The sequence below is a fragment of the uncultured Acetobacteroides sp. genome (assembly GCF_963667355.2).
Lineage (GTDB): Bacteria > Bacteroidota > Bacteroidia > Bacteroidales > ZOR0009 > Acetobacteroides.
Map to the genome: position 1 here is coordinate 1,718,914 of NZ_OY763328.2, position 18,818 is coordinate 1,737,731.

The 18,818-nt window shown below is 50.6% G+C and carries 14 protein-coding genes; 11 read left to right on the forward strand and 3 right to left on the reverse strand.

The window, feature by feature from the left end; all coding sequences use genetic code 11:
* Positions 1–555 precede the first annotated feature (555 nt).
* The 5 genes from nadB (at position 556) to priA (ending at position 7,783) form a co-directional block, all read left to right on the forward strand.
* Positions 556–2,136: an L-aspartate oxidase gene (gene nadB / locus ACHZA1_RS07115; RefSeq protein ID WP_320054543.1), complete on the forward strand. Its 1,581-nt coding sequence runs from the start codon at positions 556–558 to the stop codon at positions 2,134–2,136.
* Positions 2,137–2,523: 387 nt separating this feature from the next.
* On the forward strand, positions 2,524–3,222 hold the full coding sequence (cmk, locus tag ACHZA1_RS07120; protein ID WP_320054544.1) for a (d)CMP kinase: 699 nt from the start codon (positions 2,524–2,526) through the stop codon (positions 3,220–3,222).
* Positions 3,223–3,235: 13 nt separating this feature from the next.
* On the forward strand, positions 3,236–4,114 hold the full coding sequence (locus tag ACHZA1_RS07125; protein ID WP_320054545.1) for a 4-hydroxy-3-methylbut-2-enyl diphosphate reductase: 879 nt from the start codon (positions 3,236–3,238) through the stop codon (positions 4,112–4,114).
* Between the two features lie 9 nt (positions 4,115–4,123).
* Positions 4,124–5,113: a 6-phosphofructokinase gene (pfkA, locus tag ACHZA1_RS07130; RefSeq protein WP_320054546.1), complete on the forward strand. Its 990-nt coding sequence runs from the start codon at positions 4,124–4,126 to the stop codon at positions 5,111–5,113.
* A gap of 192 nt (positions 5,114–5,305) precedes the next feature.
* Positions 5,306–7,783 (forward strand): primosomal protein N', encoded by a 2,478-nt coding sequence (gene priA, locus ACHZA1_RS07135; RefSeq protein WP_320054547.1) that lies wholly within the window; start codon positions 5,306–5,308, stop codon positions 7,781–7,783.
* Positions 7,784–7,895: 112 nt separating this feature from the next.
* Here priA and ACHZA1_RS07140 read toward each other — a convergent pair whose 3' ends face one another.
* The 3 genes from ACHZA1_RS07140 to ACHZA1_RS07150 all read right to left on the reverse strand — a co-directional run bounded on the left by ACHZA1_RS07140 (position 7,896) and on the right by ACHZA1_RS07150 (position 11,246).
* Positions 7,896–9,761: a hypothetical protein gene (locus ACHZA1_RS07140; RefSeq protein ID WP_320054548.1), complete on the reverse strand. Its 1,866-nt coding sequence runs from the start codon at positions 9,759–9,761 to the stop codon at positions 7,896–7,898.
* Positions 9,748–10,302, reverse strand: a complete 555-nt coding sequence (locus ACHZA1_RS07145) for a type II toxin-antitoxin system antitoxin SocA domain-containing protein (protein ID WP_320054549.1) — start codon at positions 10,300–10,302, stop codon at positions 9,748–9,750. Before ACHZA1_RS07145 ends, ACHZA1_RS07140 begins: the two co-directional genes overlap by 14 nt.
* Before the next feature lie 146 nt (positions 10,303–10,448).
* A complete protein-coding gene (locus ACHZA1_RS07150) occupies positions 10,449–11,246 on the reverse strand; it encodes a DUF6261 family protein (protein ID WP_320054550.1) in 798 nt (265 codons plus the stop codon).
* Between the two features lie 769 nt (positions 11,247–12,015).
* Here ACHZA1_RS07150 and ACHZA1_RS07155 point away from each other — a divergent pair.
* The 6 genes from ACHZA1_RS07155 to ACHZA1_RS07180 all read left to right on the forward strand — a co-directional run bounded on the left by ACHZA1_RS07155 (position 12,016) and on the right by ACHZA1_RS07180 (position 18,786).
* Entirely contained in the window at positions 12,016–12,855 is an 840-nt protein-coding gene (locus ACHZA1_RS07155) for an AraC family transcriptional regulator (protein WP_320054551.1), read from the forward strand.
* A gap of 168 nt (positions 12,856–13,023) precedes the next feature.
* Positions 13,024–14,340, forward strand: coding sequence for a TolC family protein (locus tag ACHZA1_RS07160; protein WP_320054552.1), 1,317 nt, complete (start codon positions 13,024–13,026; stop codon positions 14,338–14,340).
* 54 nt (positions 14,341–14,394) lie between these two features.
* Positions 14,395–15,462, forward strand: coding sequence for an HlyD family secretion protein (locus ACHZA1_RS07165; RefSeq protein WP_320054553.1), 1,068 nt, complete (start codon positions 14,395–14,397; stop codon positions 15,460–15,462).
* Between the two features lie 4 nt (positions 15,463–15,466).
* On the forward strand, positions 15,467–17,080 hold the full coding sequence (locus ACHZA1_RS07170; protein WP_320054554.1) for a hypothetical protein: 1,614 nt from the start codon (positions 15,467–15,469) through the stop codon (positions 17,078–17,080).
* 48 nt (positions 17,081–17,128) lie between these two features.
* Positions 17,129–17,749: a TetR/AcrR family transcriptional regulator gene (locus ACHZA1_RS07175; RefSeq protein WP_320054555.1), complete on the forward strand. Its 621-nt coding sequence runs from the start codon at positions 17,129–17,131 to the stop codon at positions 17,747–17,749.
* 299 nt (positions 17,750–18,048) lie between these two features.
* Positions 18,049–18,786 (forward strand): hypothetical protein, encoded by a 738-nt coding sequence (locus ACHZA1_RS07180; RefSeq protein ID WP_320054556.1) that lies wholly within the window; start codon positions 18,049–18,051, stop codon positions 18,784–18,786.
* Positions 18,787–18,818: the final 32 nt, after the last annotated feature.

The window sequence follows — 18,818 nt, forward strand, 5'->3', positions numbered from 1 at the left end:
GTTAAATTTTTATTAGTTTTAGGTTAGGTTCCCCTAGCGCTGCGAAAGCGTTGGGGGAATTTTTTCCACCTCCGCCAGCCCGCCAACAAGGCAAACCGCAGCACCGCGCCGCTTCGCGCAGCCTTCGATCACCCAAACAGGGGAACCGACGAAGGAATTCGGGAGTTGACCCGTGCTTTACCGGGCGTCTCCCATGCTTTTCGGTGGATAGACCATACATCCCGCGTACTATCACTGAAAACTCCGCCCTTCGACTTACCCAATGCGGTATTCACCCCTAAATCCCCTAAAGGGGACTTTACGGCAGCTCAACAATCACGGGAAAATTCTGAGCTTCAACCAGCACATAGCCTAGGGAGCTGCGATGCAGCGCTCCCTAGGGACACCAAACCGCAAAACAACCGTGCTTTGCGGGTCTCCGCCCATGTTTTTCGGCGTTTCACCCATCCAACATTTAGCATTCTTTACTAGATGCCGCGCAAATACCCTGTTATTGAGCACATATTGCTATTAGGCGTAATCCCTATATTTGCCTAACCTTAAATTCGCGCAATCATGAATAGAGAAGCGGACTTTCTTGTAGTAGGCACCGGCATTGGTGGGCTCAGCTTTGCCCTAAAAGCAGCCGAATACGGAAAGGTAATTATCATCTCCAAGACAGCCATTGACGAAACCAACACCAGCTATGCCCAGGGCGGCATTGCCTCGGTGATGTACGAACCCGATAATTTCGAGAAGCATATTCAGGATACCCTAGTTGCAGGCGCTGGAATCTGCGACAACGACGTTGTAAAGATGGTGGTCACCGAGGCGCCACAGCAGATCAGGCAGCTGATCAACTGGGGCGTTAAATTTGACAAGGACGACACCGGGAAATACGACCTCAACCGCGAGGGTGGGCACTCCGAGCACCGCATTCTTCACCATAAGGACAACACCGGAGCAGAGGTGCAGCATAGGCTATCGGCTGCCGTTCGCGCCCACAAGAACATTACGGTGCTCGAAAACCACTTTGCGGTGGAAATTCTCACCCAGCACCACCTCGGACACCTGGTAAAGCGCACCATGAACGGCACCAAGTGCTACGGCGCCTACGTGCTCGACCTAAAGACGCAGCTCGTTCACACCTTTTTGGCGAAGGTTACCGTGCTGGCAACCGGCGGAACGGGCAACGCCTACCATACCACCACCAATCCACCGATAGCCACCGGCGATGGAATTGCAATGGTGCACCGTGCGAAGGGGATCATCGAGAATATGGAGTTCATCCAGTTCCATCCCACCTCGCTCTACAACCCTGGCGAACGCCCTTCGTACCTCATCACCGAGGCGATGCGCGGCTACGGAGCCATCCTCCGCACCATCGATGGCAAGGAGTTCATGCAGAAGTACGACAAGCGCGGCAGCTTGGCGCCCCGCGACATCGTGGCGCGCGCCATCGACAACGAGATGAAGCAGCGCGGCGACGATTTTGTCTACCTCGACGTAACCCACAAGGATCCCGAGCTCACCAAGTACCACTTCCCGAACATCTACAAGAAGTGCTTATCCATCGATATCGACATCACGAAGGATTATATCCCAGTTGTACCGGCTGCGCACTACCTCTGCGGCGGCATTAAGGTGGATATGAACGGCGAAACCACCATCAACAACCTGTACGCGGTGGGCGAATGCTCGTGCACGGGGCTTCACGGCGCCAACCGACTTGCATCCAACTCGCTAATTGAGGCGATTGTGTACGCCGAGAAGGCTTTCCGCGATGCGCTAAGCAAGATTAACGACATACAGCTGAATGCCGACATCCCCAACTGGGATCATGGCGGAACAACGCACAACGAGGAGATGGTGCTCATCACCCAAAGCTACAAGGAAATGCAGCAGATCATGAGCAACTACGTGGGCATCGTACGCTCGAACCTGCGCTTAGAGCGTGCGCTAAAGCGCCTCGGCACCATTTACCAGGAGACGGAAGAGCTTTACAAGAAGTCGATCCTCACGCAGAACCTCTGCGAGCTGCGCAACCTGGTTGCCGTCGGCTACCTCATCATTAAGCACGCCAAGGCAATGCGCGAGAGCGTCGGGCTGCACTACTCACTCGACTATCCAAGCAACAAAACCGGCTACGAATTTTAAGATAGTACCAAGACGCACGGCACAAGTATCGAGACAATATTCTGCAAGATACTTGTGCCGTGCGTCTTTTGTAGTAAAAAATGACCTCTCCACCCCTACATCTGCCACTTCTGCTCTGCACAGCGGCCGCAGCGCAGAGCAGAAGCAAGCATTGGACGAAGTTTAAATGAAAGAGGCATCGCCATTCAGCACCAACGACGCTCTTAAGCGCTCCGTTTCCTTCTGAAATTCCCTGTTTACCCCCCAGGCAGAACCTTACGACGCTCTACACCCAAAATCTTACCTCTTGATACCTGTGTCTCACATCTATCTTTGACACACGTTAAGCCTACAAAGTCGGGATTCCCCTTTTTATTTCTAATTTTGCTGATTGAAATCTTAGGGTAAATGAGCAATAGAAAGGTTGTAATCGCTGTCGACGGTTACTCATCGTGCGGAAAGAGCACGTTTGCAAAGGCAATTGCCAAAAGGCTAGGCTACGCCTACATCGATAGCGGTGCAATGTATAGGGCAACTACATTATATGGACTACAGAACGGCATGTTCGATGCCAACGGCGTTCTAAACGCGCAGAAGCTCATAGCAGCCCTACCGCTCATCAACATTACCTTCCGCTTTAACGGCGAAAAGCAGCGAAACGAGACGTTTCTCAACGGAGTATGCGTTGAAGACGAGATTCGCACCATTGCCGTAGCCGATAAGGTGAGCCACGTAGCCGAAATCGGCGAGGTTCGCGAGCAGATGGTTCTTCTGCAGCAGCAGATGGGCAAGGAAAAGGGTATTGTTATGGATGGACGCGACATTGGAACCGTAGTTTTCCCCGATGCCGAGTTCAAAATCTTCATGACAGCTGATCCTGCCATACGCGCCCAACGCCGTTACGACGAGCTGAAGGCAAAAGGCGAAGAGGTTGACATTAACGAGGTGGAGGAGAACATCCGCAAGCGCGACTACATCGACGAAAACCGCGAGGTAAGCCCCCTTAGAAGAGCCAACGACGCCCATATACTCGACAACAGCCACATGACCGTAGAGGAGCAGATGGTATGGGTCGAGGAGCACTTAAACAGAATAGTGAGCAACTAAAAAATAGCACTCCATGGTGGTAACGGTAGATGAAAAGTCGGGGTTTTGCTTCGGGGTAACCAACGCAATTGGTAAAGCCGAAGAGATTCTCGACACCGAAGACCAACTCTTGTGCCTTGGCGAAATAGTCCACAACGACGTGGAGGTAAATCGCCTTACCACAAAGGGGCTAACCACCATCAACCACGACGAGCTAAAGGTCTTGAGCAACCGTAAGGTGCTGTTTCGCGCCCACGGCGAGCCACCATCAACCTACGAAATAGCCAAGGCAAACGGGCTGCAGGTGATAGACGCCTCGTGTCCGGTGGTGCTTAAGCTTCAGGAGCGAATCAAGCGCAGCTACAACGAGCTGCTACCTGCCAATGGTCAGATTGTGATCTTTGGAAAGAAGGGGCACGCCGAGGTTAACGGGCTGGTTGGTCAAACCAACAGCACCGCAATCGTGGTGGAAGGGCTGAACGACCTCGATGCAATCGACTTCACGCGCCCAATTCGCCTATACTCGCAAACCACCAAAAGCATCGAAGGCTTTAAGGCGCTGAAAGCCGAGATCGAAAAGCGCTGCACCGCAAAGGTTGAAGGCGTCGAACCATTCAAAGCCTACGACACCATTTGCCGACAGGTAGCCAACCGTCAGCCACAGCTGATGGAATTCTCGAAGAGCAACGATGTAATCATCTTTGTTAGTGGAAAGAAGAGTTCTAACGGAAAGGTGCTATTCGAAACCTGTATGTCGCAAAATAAGCGTACCTTCATGGTGGAAGATGAGAGCGAAATCGACGCAACCTGGTTCGAGAACGCCAATAGCGTGGGCGTATGCGGAGCAACATCTACCCCCCGCTGGCTGATGGAAAGGGTTGCCCAACACATAAGAGAGAACATAAGAGCATAATTTATCGATATGGCAAAGATCAAAAAACTTGCAGTTCTTACCTCTGGAGGCGATGCCCCAGGGATGAACGTGGCTATCCGTGCGGTAGTTCGTACTGCCATTTATCACGGTATTGAGGTTGTTGGAGTAATGGAAGGCTACGCCGGCATGATCGACAACAACTTCCGTCCTATGCAGTCTCGGGATGTTAGTGATATCATCGCTAAGGGTGGTACCATCCTTAAAACTGCCCGTTGTGAGGAGTTTCGCACCAAGGAAGGTAGAGCAAAAGCTTACGAAAATGCAAAAGCACTAGGCATCGACGCACTTGTCGTTATCGGTGGCGACGGTAGCTTCTCGGGAGCAAAGCTTTTCTCCGAAGAATTTGACATTCCAACCGTAGGTATCCCCGGAACCATCGACAACGACCTATTCGGAACCGATTCTACTATTGGATACGACACTGCGCTCAACACCGTTGTTAGCGCAATTGACAAAATCCGCGATACCGCAACCTCACACAAGCGCGTTTTCTTTGTTGAAGTAATGGGTCGCGATGCAGGATTCCTTGCACTTCGCAGCGGAATTGGTTCGGGAGCAGAAGCAATCCTAATTCCAGAGGTTCACACCCCATACGACAAGCTAAAGCAATTCCTCAACGATAAAACCAAAGGGCACAAGAGCAGCTCCATCGTTATCGTTGCCGAAGGTGCCGAGGGAATGAAGGAAGGCGGCGTATTTAAGCTAGCCGAGCGCGTTAACGAGGACTACCCTGAACTTGATATCCGCGTTTCTGTACTTGGTCACATGCAGCGTGGCGGTGCTCCATCGGCATTCGACCGCGTACTCGCCAGCCAGCTTGGCGAAGCAGCCGTTGTTGCGCTACTCGACGATCAAAAGTCGATTATGGTTGGTATCCAAAACAGCAAGATTTCGCACGTACCATTCAACCAGGCGATCAAGAACAAGAAGAACGTTAACCTCGACCTGCTTAAGCTATCCGAAATTCTTTCGATCTAGCGCTTGCAGCTACCAAAAAATAAGAGCCGGGATGATCCTGGCTTTTTTTATACCCGAACCTAACATACATTTCTCGCCACTGGCAAGCAATATCACCCACCCATTTTCAGCCTCCACCCGTTGCGAAGGCCGCAGCGCCCTCCCAACTTCTCACGAAAAGGTTAACTTTGCTACACAAACCAACGTACCGCCATGGAAGGTCAACTTTTTGCCGATGTCGTACTACCGCTAGCGCTGCCTAGGCTGCTCACCTACTCCGTTCCAGTTGAGCTGGCCGACGAGGTAGCCGTTGGCGCCCGCATAGGCGTGCAGCTAGGCAAGAAGAAGATCTACTCGGCCATCATCCAACGACTCCATTCGAATAAGCCCGAGGGCTACGACACCAAGGATATCCTGATGGTGCTCGACAAGTTCCCCATCATCCTGCCACAGCAGATGGAGCTGTGGACATGGATATCCACCTACTACATGTGTACGCTTGGCGAGGTGATGAAGGCGGCTCTCCCTGCCGGGTTAAAGCTGGAGAGCGAGACCAAGATCACCCTAACCTCCAACGAGGAGTTGGAGGTGGAGACGCTCGGCGAGATGGAAAAGTCGGTACTCGGATTCGTCTCCGCCCGCAAGAGCACCACGCTGGCCGACCTGTCGGAGATACTCCCTGCCTCGCGCATCCTGCCCACCATCCGCACGCTTTTAGACGATAAGCTGGTGGTGCTCGACGAGGTGCTAAGCGGAGGATTCAAGCCCAAGCGCGAGTACTACGTGCGGCTGCACCCCTCCATCATTTCGGAGGATGATGTGAACACCGCCTTCATGAAGCTCGACCGGGCGGCGGTTCAGCAGAAGGCCTTCCTCGCCTACATCTCGATGGCCTCGCCCATCGACTTTGCCAAGCCCAAGGAGGTGGAGCGCAAGCTCATCATCGACAAGGCGGAGGTGAGCGCACAGGCCATCAAGGGGCTTAAGGAGAAGTGTATTCTGGATGTGTACGAGCGCGAGGTTACGCGTCTCGGCTTCGACGACGATCCCTCGAAGGCCATCAACCCGCTATCCGAAGGGCAACAGGCGGCAATGGACACCATCATCAGCGAGTTTGAGACGAAGGATGTGGTGCTGCTGCACGGCGTTACTGGATCGGGCAAAACGGAGGTGTACATCCATCTTATCAATAAAATGATTGCCGAGGGCAAGCAGGTGCTCTACCTCCTGCCCGAGATCGCCCTCACGGCGCAGATCATCAACCGCCTGAAGCGCGTCTTCGGGTCGAAGATCGGCATCTTCCACTCCAAGTTCAGCAACGAGCACCGCGTGGAGACCTACCTCAACCTGCTCGACGACACCAACGAAAACCAGTACCAGATAATCCTTGGCGTGCGCTCGTCCATCTTCTTACCCTTTAAAAATTTGGGGTTGATAATTGTCGACGAGGAGCACGAGAACACCTACAAGCAGTACGACCCTGCGCCCCGCTACAACGCCCGCGACGTAGCGGTGGTGATGGCGGCCCACCACGGCGCCAAGGTGCTGATGGGAACGGCCACGCCCGCCATCGAAACCTACTTTAACGCCAAAACGGGCAAGTACGGGCTGGTGGAGCTGGCCAGCCGCTACAACGATGCGGCCATGCCCGAAATCTCCATCGTGGATGTGCGCCGCGCCCGCAAGCAGAAGCAGCTGCACTCGCACTTCACCTCGAACCTGCTCGATGCCGTTGGCGCCGCGCTGAAGCGGAGCGAGCAGGTAATCCTCTTCCAGAATCGCCGCGGCTTTGCGCCGTTCCTGGAGTGCGAGGAGTGCGGCTGGGTGCCCCAGTGCGAGCACTGCAACGTGAGCCTGACCTACCACAAGCGCAGCAACCAGCTGGTGTGCCACTACTGCGGCTACTCCATGAGCATGCCCACCACCTGCCTGGCCTGCGGATCGCCATCGATGACCACCAAGGGCTTCGGCACCGAAAAGATTGAGGAGGAGCTGCAGATCTTCTTCCCCGAGGCCTCCATCGAGCGCCTTGACCTCGACACCGCACGCAGCCGCAGCTCGTACGAGCGCATCATCGGCGACTTCGAGGAGCGGCGCATCGATATCCTGGTAGGAACGCAGATGGTAACCAAGGGGCTCGACTTCGACAACGTGTCGCTGGTGGGGGTTTTGGATGCCGATACCATGCTCCGCTTCCCCGACTTCAGGGCCTACGAGCGCAGCTACCAGCTCATCTCGCAGGTAAGCGGCCGGGCAGGACGTAAGGATAAGAAGGGCTCGGTGATCGTGCAAACCTCGCAGCCCGACAGCGACGTGCTGCGCATGGTGCAGCAGAACGACTACCACAGCCTGTACGAGTGGCAGCTGGTGGAGCGCCACCAGTTCCTCTATCCGCCCTTCTACCGGCTAACCAAGATCACCCTAAAGCACGTAGACCGCAAGCTGCTGCAGGAGATTGCCGAGGTGCTGGGCTACCGCCTCCGCGCCATCTTCGGCGATAGGATTCTGGGCCCCGAGGAGCCCGCCATCAACCGCATCCAGAACCGCTACCTGATGGGCTTCGTCCTGAAGATGGAGCGCACCAAGCCCGTTACCAAGGTGAAGGAGCTGCTGTGGGACAGCATCTACGAGGTGCAGGGCCAGCCCAAGTACAGGGGAATGATGGTGAGCGTGGATGTAGACCCGATGTAGGGGGAGGTAGACGCATGGGCTCGGAGACATTAAGAAGCCATGGCGTTTTTTAAATGGATCCAGTTAGCAAAAATTCTTTTTTCGTTGATTTAAATAAGATGCGCATGTACGTCTAACGCTTTTGAACTGAATTTGCATGGTTTTGAATCATCGGTTCTGCATGATTTCTAATATCAACCATTACTTTACCATCCTTTTCTTTTGAATTATCTTTATTCGCTAAAACGATATCTTTTGAAAAGAAAAGGATAAGAAGAATTGATACTGTAGCAATAGTCATTAATACCAGATGAATTGTTTCAAACAAATTAAAATTTAAAACTTTTTTCCACCCAATGCCTTTTCTTATATCATGATAATTCCGGGTAGTTAACCGTATAAGCAGAACAAACATTGAAATTGCATATGCAAATACAAGCATAAACATTAATGCAGATTTCAATGTAGTTAATTGAATAAAAAGTTGAATATTACCTACAACAAAAAGGACAATTGCAGCAAAAATAGAAAGCACTTCGACATTTTTCTTTAGTAATTCTCTATTTTCCACTTGCAACTTCTCAATCTTTTTGTCTGCCGTGTTTTCAATTAACCGACTATTTAGCCTTAATGTATCAACAAACCCACGAGACAACGCACTATCTTCTTTCACCTTGCGAAACTGTTCCTCAACAAAAGTATAGTCTATAGGTACAATATAAGCAGATGCCGTAAAAATACTTATATCCCCAAAATTAACACGACACTCAGAGAAGAAAGGTTGAAACGATCGTTTAAGATGATTTTTACTCCATTCAAAATTTTCTACAAGTCGTTCATTTGATTTATTTAATAACGACAAGTAACGTCTTAACTCTACCTCATTCAATGAACTTATCTTATTTCTAACAATACGATTTATGCATTCAGATATCTTTAGAAATGGGAAGTAATTTTTAATCGATTTTTTTGATTGCAATGCTAGAGTATTCCGGTAAATTTCAAGTAACTCTTCAAATGTTACAACTCTATCTTTAAGTTTCAAAGACAATATATTATTATACAAATAAACATATGACACATTATATGCCCATCTGTCAAAAATATTATCTGGTTTAAATGAATCCGCATATCGTTGAAGGAGTAAATCCCCATCTTGTACTGATGATGACTCATCCTTAACAAATTTCATACTAACATAATAATCCATTAACTGCCAAGCATCATCATCTGTTAATGACGTTCTAGAATTTAATGATTCGACATTCTCTCTATCCCGTAAGTCAATCCTATATTTACTAAAATATTTACCTTCCTTATGCTGACTATCTTCAATACCATTTAGCAAATACTTATACTTCTTCAATTTTGATCTTTCAATCTTTAATAACAATAGATTACACTTTTCAATTAAGATCGGCCGTAACTCAACTGTACTCAACCTCACGTTGAAACTAGGGTCTTTTAATCTATCTCTAATCTCTAATAATTCACCAATTTGATCTACATTGTCAGAAAGAAAAAAATCAAGATTAAACAGTTTAATAATATAATTCAAAAATAATGTATATCTACTAATTGTTGGTATTATACTATTTTCATTATCAACTTGTATATATAAATCAATAGACCAATCACAGGTAGGATCTGTAAGTTGATTGTTTATTTTTGCATAAAAAGCTCTAAAGTTTAGCAGCCAATTACTATATGTTTGTGCAATATTATAGATATCAATATAATCATTTTCATCAACTTTTGCTTCTATTTTAAAATTATTACCAAGTCTATTAATTACATTGTCAAGTCGCGTATTAATATTATCGATACAAAAATAATCACCTGATATTACAATCTTTACAATTCCATTAAATAATTTCTTAGAATTTACATCTAGGAATAATACGCGTTGTAATTGTTTATCGTCATTTCCTTCAGCCAAAAACCAATCTAAATCGACAAACTCACTTATACAATTTTCAATATCACTAAAGAGAGGCATATTCTAGTTGAAATAATTTTGACTCGTTCTGGATTAAACTTTTGGGTATAGCTATACTATTTTTATTTCTCATCTTCGCAAGATTGTACATATTAATCCAAGAATACCATTGATGGCTAAGTTCCACCAACTTAAATGCACCGTAGTTTATCAAATTCTTATTCTCTTCTTTTAAAGATTCAATTGCACTATCAATCCTTTCTTGGTCTCTTTTTGAACACGTAAAATCATAAGTAGTCTGAATAATATCAGTTCCTGTATTCTCCACTCTATACTTATTTAGAAATGGAATATTACTATACACATCACTTTCAACATGGCCATAAGGCATAGCACAGTAATTGTCAAAAATATCCAATAGCCCCTCACTCCCCTCGTTAGCATTAACTGCTGACAAGAAAAAATTCAGTTTAACAAGCTTCAATTTAGTAAAATCAGACTTCCACCCTTCGGTATTTGATGGATTAACTTCTATATACCAATCAATAAACCTATCTATTGAATACTCAAAACAGTCTTTCTTTGTATCTATTTTTGACATGAACTAAAGGTTGAAGGGATAAAATTGGCTGCCAAATCTACAACAAAAAAGCGTTGGTTGTGTTTATTTTCGCTGCATTTTCTATGCCTTTAAGAAAGCAGCACCCCAACCGAGGTGCTGCCCTATAGCTTACCCGAAGCGGTGCGCTACTTCTTCGTTTCGTCCTTCTTATCCGATGACTTATCGTCCTTCGTGGTCTTATCGTCCTTCTTGGGGTCCTTCTTCTTGCGCTCGGCCGAGCGGTTATCCTGGGCGGCGTACTTGGTGCGGATGGTGTTGGCGATGGTTACCACCTTGTCGTAAAGGGGGCCGCGCTCGAGGCGGGCCATCATCGCGGCGTAGTCGCACAGGGTGGTGTACACCTCGGTTACCTGCTTGCGGAGCTCGATGTTGTCGGCGGTCTCCTGCGCCATGTACTCCGAGGTACGGGTGTTGTACTTGGCCTTAAAGAGCTCGTTATCGGCCTTCAGGCGGGTAACCTTGGCGGTGATGCCCACCTTTTCGACCATTGGACGGTACTTGGTTCCTTCGAGCTCGGCCACAATGGCGTCGATGGCCCGGGTTTCGGCCTCGAGCGATAGCCTTGGCACATTACCGTAAGGGTTGAGAAACGTTTCGATGGTATGAACGGCACCAACCACCTCCAAATCGGTAGAGAGCGACTCGGTTTTTAGGGCAGACTTCAGCGCCTTATGGCTGATATCACGGTTGGTATCGAGCTTCCGAACACCTTCGCTGATGGCGCTCTTGGTGATCTTCACCAGCACCTTGTCGTAGCTGCCCAGGAGGGCGGTAAGGGTGGCAACCAGCTTTACGATCTCTTCATCGGTCATCTCCTCCTTCTTTATAAGGCCAAGATGCTGCAGATGGTCGGCCACAAACTGCGAGAACTGAACATTGGTGAGCGCGTGGCTCGGCGAGGCAAAAAGATTAACTGTTTTCATACTCAATACTGTTAATAAATACTTTCGTCGTAAAAATAGCAGAATAATCGTTCGGTGATTCAGCATCCCCCATTTTTTTTGAACAGGCCAGTAAAGATCAGCAGTAGAAAGCGAAAGCTCCTCAACCAGCGTCAACCGTCCGATAGCCACTACAGCTACGTACAGCCATCTTACAGCTAAATTATTTATAGCAAATAAACGTCCACAACTCTTAAAAATCATTTACCACCGATGCATCCCGCAGCGAAGCAAGGCAGGGAAAGGCTTGGAAGCCCCATGCAGAATTGTAAAAGGCAAAAAAGGTGACTCGGAAGCTCCGTGCAGAATTGTAAAGGCAAAAAAGCTACCGTGGAAGTACCATGCAACTTTGTAAAGGCGAAAAAGGCGACTCGGAAGCTCCATGCAGAATTGTAAAGGCAAAAAAGCTACCGTGGAAGCCCCATGCAGCTTTGTAAAGGCAAAAAAGCTGCCTCGGAAGCTCCGTGCAACTTTGTAAAGGCAAAAAAGGTGCCTCGGAAGCTCCGTGCAGAATTGTAAAGGCAAAAAAGGCGACTCGGAGGCTCCGTGCAGAATTGCAGAGGCAAAAAAGGCGACTCGGAGGCAGGAATCCGTACTGCGCGTGGCGAAATGGGGGCTTATTGCCCTGCACATTCTGGATTCGGCTGTTGCTTGTTGCGCATCTTTTTGCAATCTTGCTTGCAATTCGCGCTTGGAGCGAGGATGGCCGCTCAGCGGAACCATCGAACATACAATGTAACCAACGACACCCATGACTTGGCAGCTCAAGAATAACCTGGAGATCTACACCGAGGAGGTAATAGTCCAGCATATCGTGGTGGGCAGGCCCCACCGACCAGTACAAAACGCCATACTATTCGTACGAAAAGGTTGGATAAAGGTGCGCTACAACCTGAAAGCCTGCACGCTGCTGCCGAACACGGTTCTTATCATACAATCGAATAGCATCTTCGAGTTCATCGAGGCCGACCCCAACATCGAGCTGCGCATTTTAGCCATCAACTCGGGATTCGAATCTATCGCGGCCATCAAGATTCGTAGGTACGATGTCCGAACTTTCTTCACCACCTCCCCCCAGAACCACTACCAGCTTACCGAAGCAGAGTTTCAGGAGCTATGGGAGGTGCTGGAGCTGCTCCGGGGAAGGCTCTTCCTACCCAATAAGGATAGAACAAGAAAGGAAATTGTCCACCATCTTTTTTTGTCGGCCATTTACATTTTGGCAGATATCACCATCCAGTACAACCAGATCACCTTCACCGAGCTCAACCGGGCCGATAAGATTACGAAAGAGTACATCCAGCTGGTTACCGCCAACTTCCGAAAGGAGCGCAGCCTCGGCTTTTACGCGCAGAAGCTGGGCATCTCGCCCAAGCACCTCTCCGAGACCATCAAGCAAGCAACAGGGGTCACGGCGGGAGAAATCATGAACCAGGCCATAACCAACGAGGCCAAGGTGCTGCTGTCGACACCCGAGCGAACCATCAACCAGATTGCCCGCGAGCTCAACTTCAGCGACCAGTACGCCTTCAGCAAGTTCTTCAAGCGGCGAACCAGCCTCTCGCCATCGGCCTTCCGCGAGAAGATGTAGCGCTCCAGCGGTACCACTCCCCATTTCATTCCTAGCGCTTTAAAAAAAGGTTAATCCGAGTTTCGAACATCATTCCCCGAAGCTTGCCCATTCTTCGCCCCCTGCCTTTGTTCAACCTTTGCCGCCTCAAACATCACAAAACTGAAGGTGATAGACAAGAAAACGCAAATGAACATACGAACAATGTGCCTTGCTGCGCTCATAAGCACAGCAGCAGTAGGAACATGGGGCCAAACGCCCCAGCAGCGTACCTACTCCATCGACGAGCTGGTGGGATTGGCCATTAGCAACAACCAGGCATTAAAGGTTTCGGCTGCCTCGGTAGAGGTAAGCCAGCAGCGGGTGCAGGTGGCCAAGACGCAGCAGCTCCCCAGCCTCACGGCATCGGCCAGCGCCTTCTACCTAGGCGATGCCACCATCTACGATACCGATCTCTCCAAGAAGTCAACCGTGGCGATGCCCCACTTTGGCAACAGCCTAACCCTACAGGCCAGCCAGCTTATCTTTAAGGGCAATGCGGTTAGAAATGCCATAGGCGCTGCCGACCTGCAGCAGCAGCTGGCCGACCTGAGCCTCGAGAAGAACAAGCAGGACATAAAGCTGCTGGTGGCAAGCTACTACCTGGAGCTGTTCCTCCTCCGCAACCAGCACCTGATCTACCAAAAGAACATCGAGCTCTCGGAGGTTCGCCTGAAGAACATCAACAAGATGCACCAGCAGGGGTTGGTAACACAAAACGATGTAATCCGCACCAAGCTGCTCATCTCGAACTTAACCCAAGCCGCCTCGCAGCTGCAGAACAACATCGACATCCTCAACCGCCAGCTAACCATGGCCACGGGGCTTCCGGCCGATGCGGTCATCCTTCCCGACACCACCATCCTGAGCAATAGGCCCAAGCTGGAAAATATGGAAAAGTACCAAGGCGAAGCCGCAGCAGGAGGATTCGACATTAAGCTATCGGAGAAGAGCGTTCAGCTAGCGGAAAAAAGCGTGGCCATTGCCAAGGCCGACAGGATGCCCACCCTTAGCCTTTACGCCGCCAACAGCCTGCAGCGCCCCATAACGTCGAGAACCCCTGCGGTTGACATGTACGCCAACGGCTGGCAGGTGGGCGCTACGCTTTCGTTCAACATCGCCGCGCTCTACAATGCGCCGCGCAGCATCAAGCTTAGCAACCTGCAGCTGATACAGGCGCAGCAAAACGTGGTTCTTCAGCAGCAGAATACCGAGCTGGCCGTACACTCCGCCTACCTCAAGCACCTGGACGCGCTACGGCAGCAGGAAACGGCCGCCGTAAACATGCAGCTGGCGCAGGAGAACTACAAAACGATGGAGAAAAAGTACCTCAACCAGCTGGCGCTGCTCCTCGACATGCTCGACGCCACCAACACCAAGCTCGATGCCGAGCTGCAGCAAACCAACGCCCAAATAGGAATTGTATTCACCTACTACAAGCTCCTCAACGCGTCCGGAAAGCTGTAGCCCAAAACAGCAAAGAAGGACCAATAGCAAACACCCATCAAATAAAAACGAGATATGTCGCATAAGAAAAATAAAGCCCCCAAAGCAGGCCTCAGCAAGTACCGAGTTTACACGATTAATACGATAGCCCTTGCGGTTGTCGCCATAGCCCTAACCTGGGCCATACGCGCCTACTTCCACATCGGCGAAGCCTGCTACACCAACGACGCCCAGGTGGAGGAGTACATCAACCCCATAAACAGCAAGGTTCAGGGGTACATTAAGGAGATACGCTTTGTGGAGCACCAGCAGATCAACAAGGGCGACACGATAGCTGTACTCGACGACAGGGAGCTTCGGATAGCCCAGGCACAAGCCGAAGCAGCCTACAAGAATGCCCTTGCGGCAAGGGAGCTCACCGAATCGTCGGTTAACACAGCCAGCAACAACCTCAACGTAAACGATGCCAACATTGCCGCCGCGAAGGCCCGCCTTACCAACACCGAGCAAACCTACACCCGCTACGCCAACCTGCTTAAGGACGACGCGGTAACCAAGGCGCAGTTCGATCAGGTAAAGGCCGAGTACGACGCCTCGAAGGCGCAGTATCAGGCGCTACAAAGCCAACGAAGATCGGCTCAGCTATCGGTAGTAGAGGTAAGCAAAAGAATCGGGCAAAACGATGCCGAGGTGATGCGAACAAAAGCCGCGCTGGACATGGCCAAGCTTAACGTTTCGTACGCCAAGATCGTAGCCCCCTACAGCTGCATCGCCGGCCGCCGACTGATCCAAGAGGGGCAGCTCATCCAGCCCGGGCAGCAGCTGCTCACCATCGTAAAGAGCAACGAGAAGTGGGTAGTTGCCAACTTCCGCGAAAAGCAAATGAAGGCGGTCGCCGTAGGCAAAAAGGTATCCATCAAGGTAGATGCCCTCGACGGCAAGGAGTACGAAGGGGTTATTACCGCCATTTCGGGGGCTACTGGCTCTAAGTTCTCGGCCATTCCGGTCGATAACTCAACCGGCAACTTTGTAAAGGTACAGCAACGCTTCCCTGTACGTATCGAGCTCACCAACGCCAACAAGAAGGAGGAAACCGAGCTGCTACGTGCCGGCATGAACGTCGAGATACGAATTAATAAATAGCCAAATGTACAAGCGAGGTCTTTACCACGATTGGGTGCCCAAGCCCCTGCAGCTGCTCCTCATCATCGTTACCACCCTCCCCTTCTTGGCCGTGTCGTGCGTGTTCCCAACCAACATCATCGACATGAGCTCGGGAATGGGGGAAATCTCCGAAGCCTTTTCGTTTGCCAGCAACGCTATGTACATCGGCATGACAGGTGCAATACCTATGCTTTTTCGCACCAAGCCCTACTTCCGATCTAAAGAGATTGTGGTTGGGGGGCTGCTTATTATGAGCCTGCTCTGCTACGTTAGCTCCACCACCGACAACGTATATGTAATAGCCTTTGCCTCGCTGCTGATGGGCTTTTTTAGGATGTTCGGCACCATTGAGTTTATCCTACCCATCTTCTTCATCATAACGCCAACTATGGACAGGAGACGCTTCTACCCCACCTTCTACCCCATAGCCATAATCGTTGGCCAGTACGCAGGATTCTACATGAGTTCGTTGGCCTACCGCATGTTTTGGGAGCATACCTACCTTGTAGCCATTATCTACTGCCTAGCATGCGCCCTGCTTGCGCTGGTGTTTATGCACAACAGCCGAGGCATGAAGAAGAAACCTTTTTACCAGTTCCACTGGACCAGCCTCCTGCTTTTCTTTACCATGATGATGGTGCTTAATTACGTGCTCACCTTTGCCAAGTTTCACGGATGGTTCCAGTCTGAGCTTATCTGGTGGGGTACAGTTGCCTTCTTTGTCATGCTGGTGCTTTTTATTGCCATTCAGCGCTCCATCAAGCGGCCTTTTATGGAGATGGACGGGTTCTCCAAAAGAAACGTGATCCATTCGCTAGTAATGATCGCGCTGCTGGGGCTATTTGTAAGCAGCGGAAGCATGCAGAACACCTACATGATGGGCGTGCTGGGCTACAGCTCCCTTCTGACTAATCAGTTAAACCTGGCAATGTTTCCTGGGGCCATCATTGGAGGTATAATCTGCTTCTTTTGGCTAAAGCACAACCTAGACCTAAAGGAGCTCGTTATGATTGGCTTCGGATCGTACATGGTAGCGCACATCATCCTATACTTTACCATTGCCCCCGAAGTGCAGGTAGCCTTCTTTATTCTACCTACCATCCTTAAGGGGATAGGCCTCTGCGTGCTCTACATCTCGCTGGCTACCTACTGCTCGCAGCAGCTAACCATCAACCAAATGCTCACGGCAATGGCCACTCTGGTGATGATTCGCTCCTTTCTGGGGCAAGCGCTATTCGGCTCCATCCTCACATGGGCTTTCTACAAGCTGCAGCTTCAGAACCTTACCAACCTGGCCTCGCACATGGATGCTGTCGATTTTATGGGACAGCTGCGTGGTGGTGGCCTCATGCTCTACAAGTCGGCACAGCTCCAAGCCATCATGCTTGCCGTAAAGCAGCTGATGGGATACACCATTATTGCCGGATTCGTCATCCTGATTTACATCGCCCTTCATCGCTTCGGCTCCACCCGATATCGCCGAATCGTCATCATGCGCAAGCGCCTAAAAGGACACAGCGTTGAAGGCTACCTAAGTCGCGGAAGGAAGCCGAAGGAGGAACGGGCCATTGAAGATGCGGCTTCTGTAGCAATGTAAAGTGCTAATGAAGCAGACCGTAATTACCACAACTTAAGCAAAGATGAGATGAAATCAAGAAAGCTTTACTATATCAGCCAGGTCACCCCTCTATTCCTGAGATCGGGAGCCAGCCGCTTAAAGGTTGATGAGATTGCGGCTTCTGTTGGCGTCACCAAGAAAACGCTCTACAACTACTTCGAGAGCAAGCAGCAGCTGATAGAGTGTATTATTGACGAATACCTCAAGAGCAAGGAACTCGAGATCTGGCAGATTCTACGCGAAAGCACCAATCCCATTGCGGGGCTTGTACAAATAGGGTGCCTCTATGCCACCACCATCCTCGACTGTAACCAGCTCATAACCTCTCGATCCAAACTTGCACTGGTCCAACCAATGCAGCAGATCCTTCTTAAGCATCGCAACAAGTTTATTGATCTGATAAGGCACACCTTCAAGAAGGGTATAGCCAACGACCTTTTCGAGAATAGCCTCGACACGGATACCACCAGCCAGATGTACATCACCATGCTGGAAGCAGCCTTCCATGACCAGCGCCACCTCCAGCCGCCTCCGATAAACGAGCAGAAGCTCAACAAAATGCTCTACTACCTCATTAAGGGATGCTGCACGCCCAAAGGGGTGGACACCCTTAGAGGTGCACTCGACATCCGGGTAGAATCGATATAGCATCGCTCAAAAAGGCCCAATATAAACCAACAGCAGCACCTCAGTTGGGTTGCTGCTGTTGCTATTCAAGGGCGGAGCGACTTCTTCGCCTCCACCTTCCTCTCGCCTAGGCGGGGAGTAGGAGTATCGCTAGAACAACAGCGCTCCACGTCCCGAAAGTACCTGCTTAACCCTCCTTTCACAGGCCGTGAACGCGTAATCGCCTAAAATTCGGCTAGCGGTAGCCCGCTTTATTCGGATCCGCGAAACGCCATCCCGCAATCTTTTCCTACTTTTGTGGCAAAACCATACGAATCATCATGGAAAATAAGAAGTGGATCATAGTAGTCCTCGTGCTGGCCATAGCCGGAGTAGCCACCTACTTTGCGGTGACCAGCCTGCAGGACAAGTCGGGCGGCTTGGGCATCGGCCCCAAGGATGCCGTTTGCATCGTCGATGGCGCCGCGCTGAAGGATGCCCCCGGCAAGGAGGGCAGCTACGTGGCCTCGCTGCAGCTGGGCGAAAAGCTCAAGTGCACCGACGAGAAGGAGATCGAAACCCAGAATGGGAGCAAGAAATACTACCAGGTGGAGCTCGAGGGCGGCAAGTCGGGCTGGGTGAAGGAGTCGAGCATCATCACCGCCGCTAAGCCAGCCGCCATCGTGGCCAGCGCGCCCGTGTACGGCCGCCCCGACCTGGTGACCATCACCAGCAAGGCGTTCAGCCCGCTCGACATCGTGGCCGTGAAGCAGCGGAAGGGCGACTTCGTGGAGGTGTACGGCAAGACCAAGGACGGCAAGAAGGTGAAAGGCGGATGGGTGAAGTACGACGCCCTCACCTTCGAGGATGTGGACGTGGCCGTAGCCATCTACGTGGCCAAGGCCAACAAGAAGATGGGCAACGAGGCCCGCATGGCCGCGCTAAAGGAGATCGTGGAGAACCCCGACTTCAGCAGTTCGCGCTTCATCGCCGAGCTTACCGCGCTTACCTCGGAGGTTCCAGTAGAGCCCGCCGAGCCCGCCGAAACGCCCGACACCACCATGGCGACGGCCGAGTAGCAGCCATCGAAGAAAAAAAGAAAGGCGGAGCA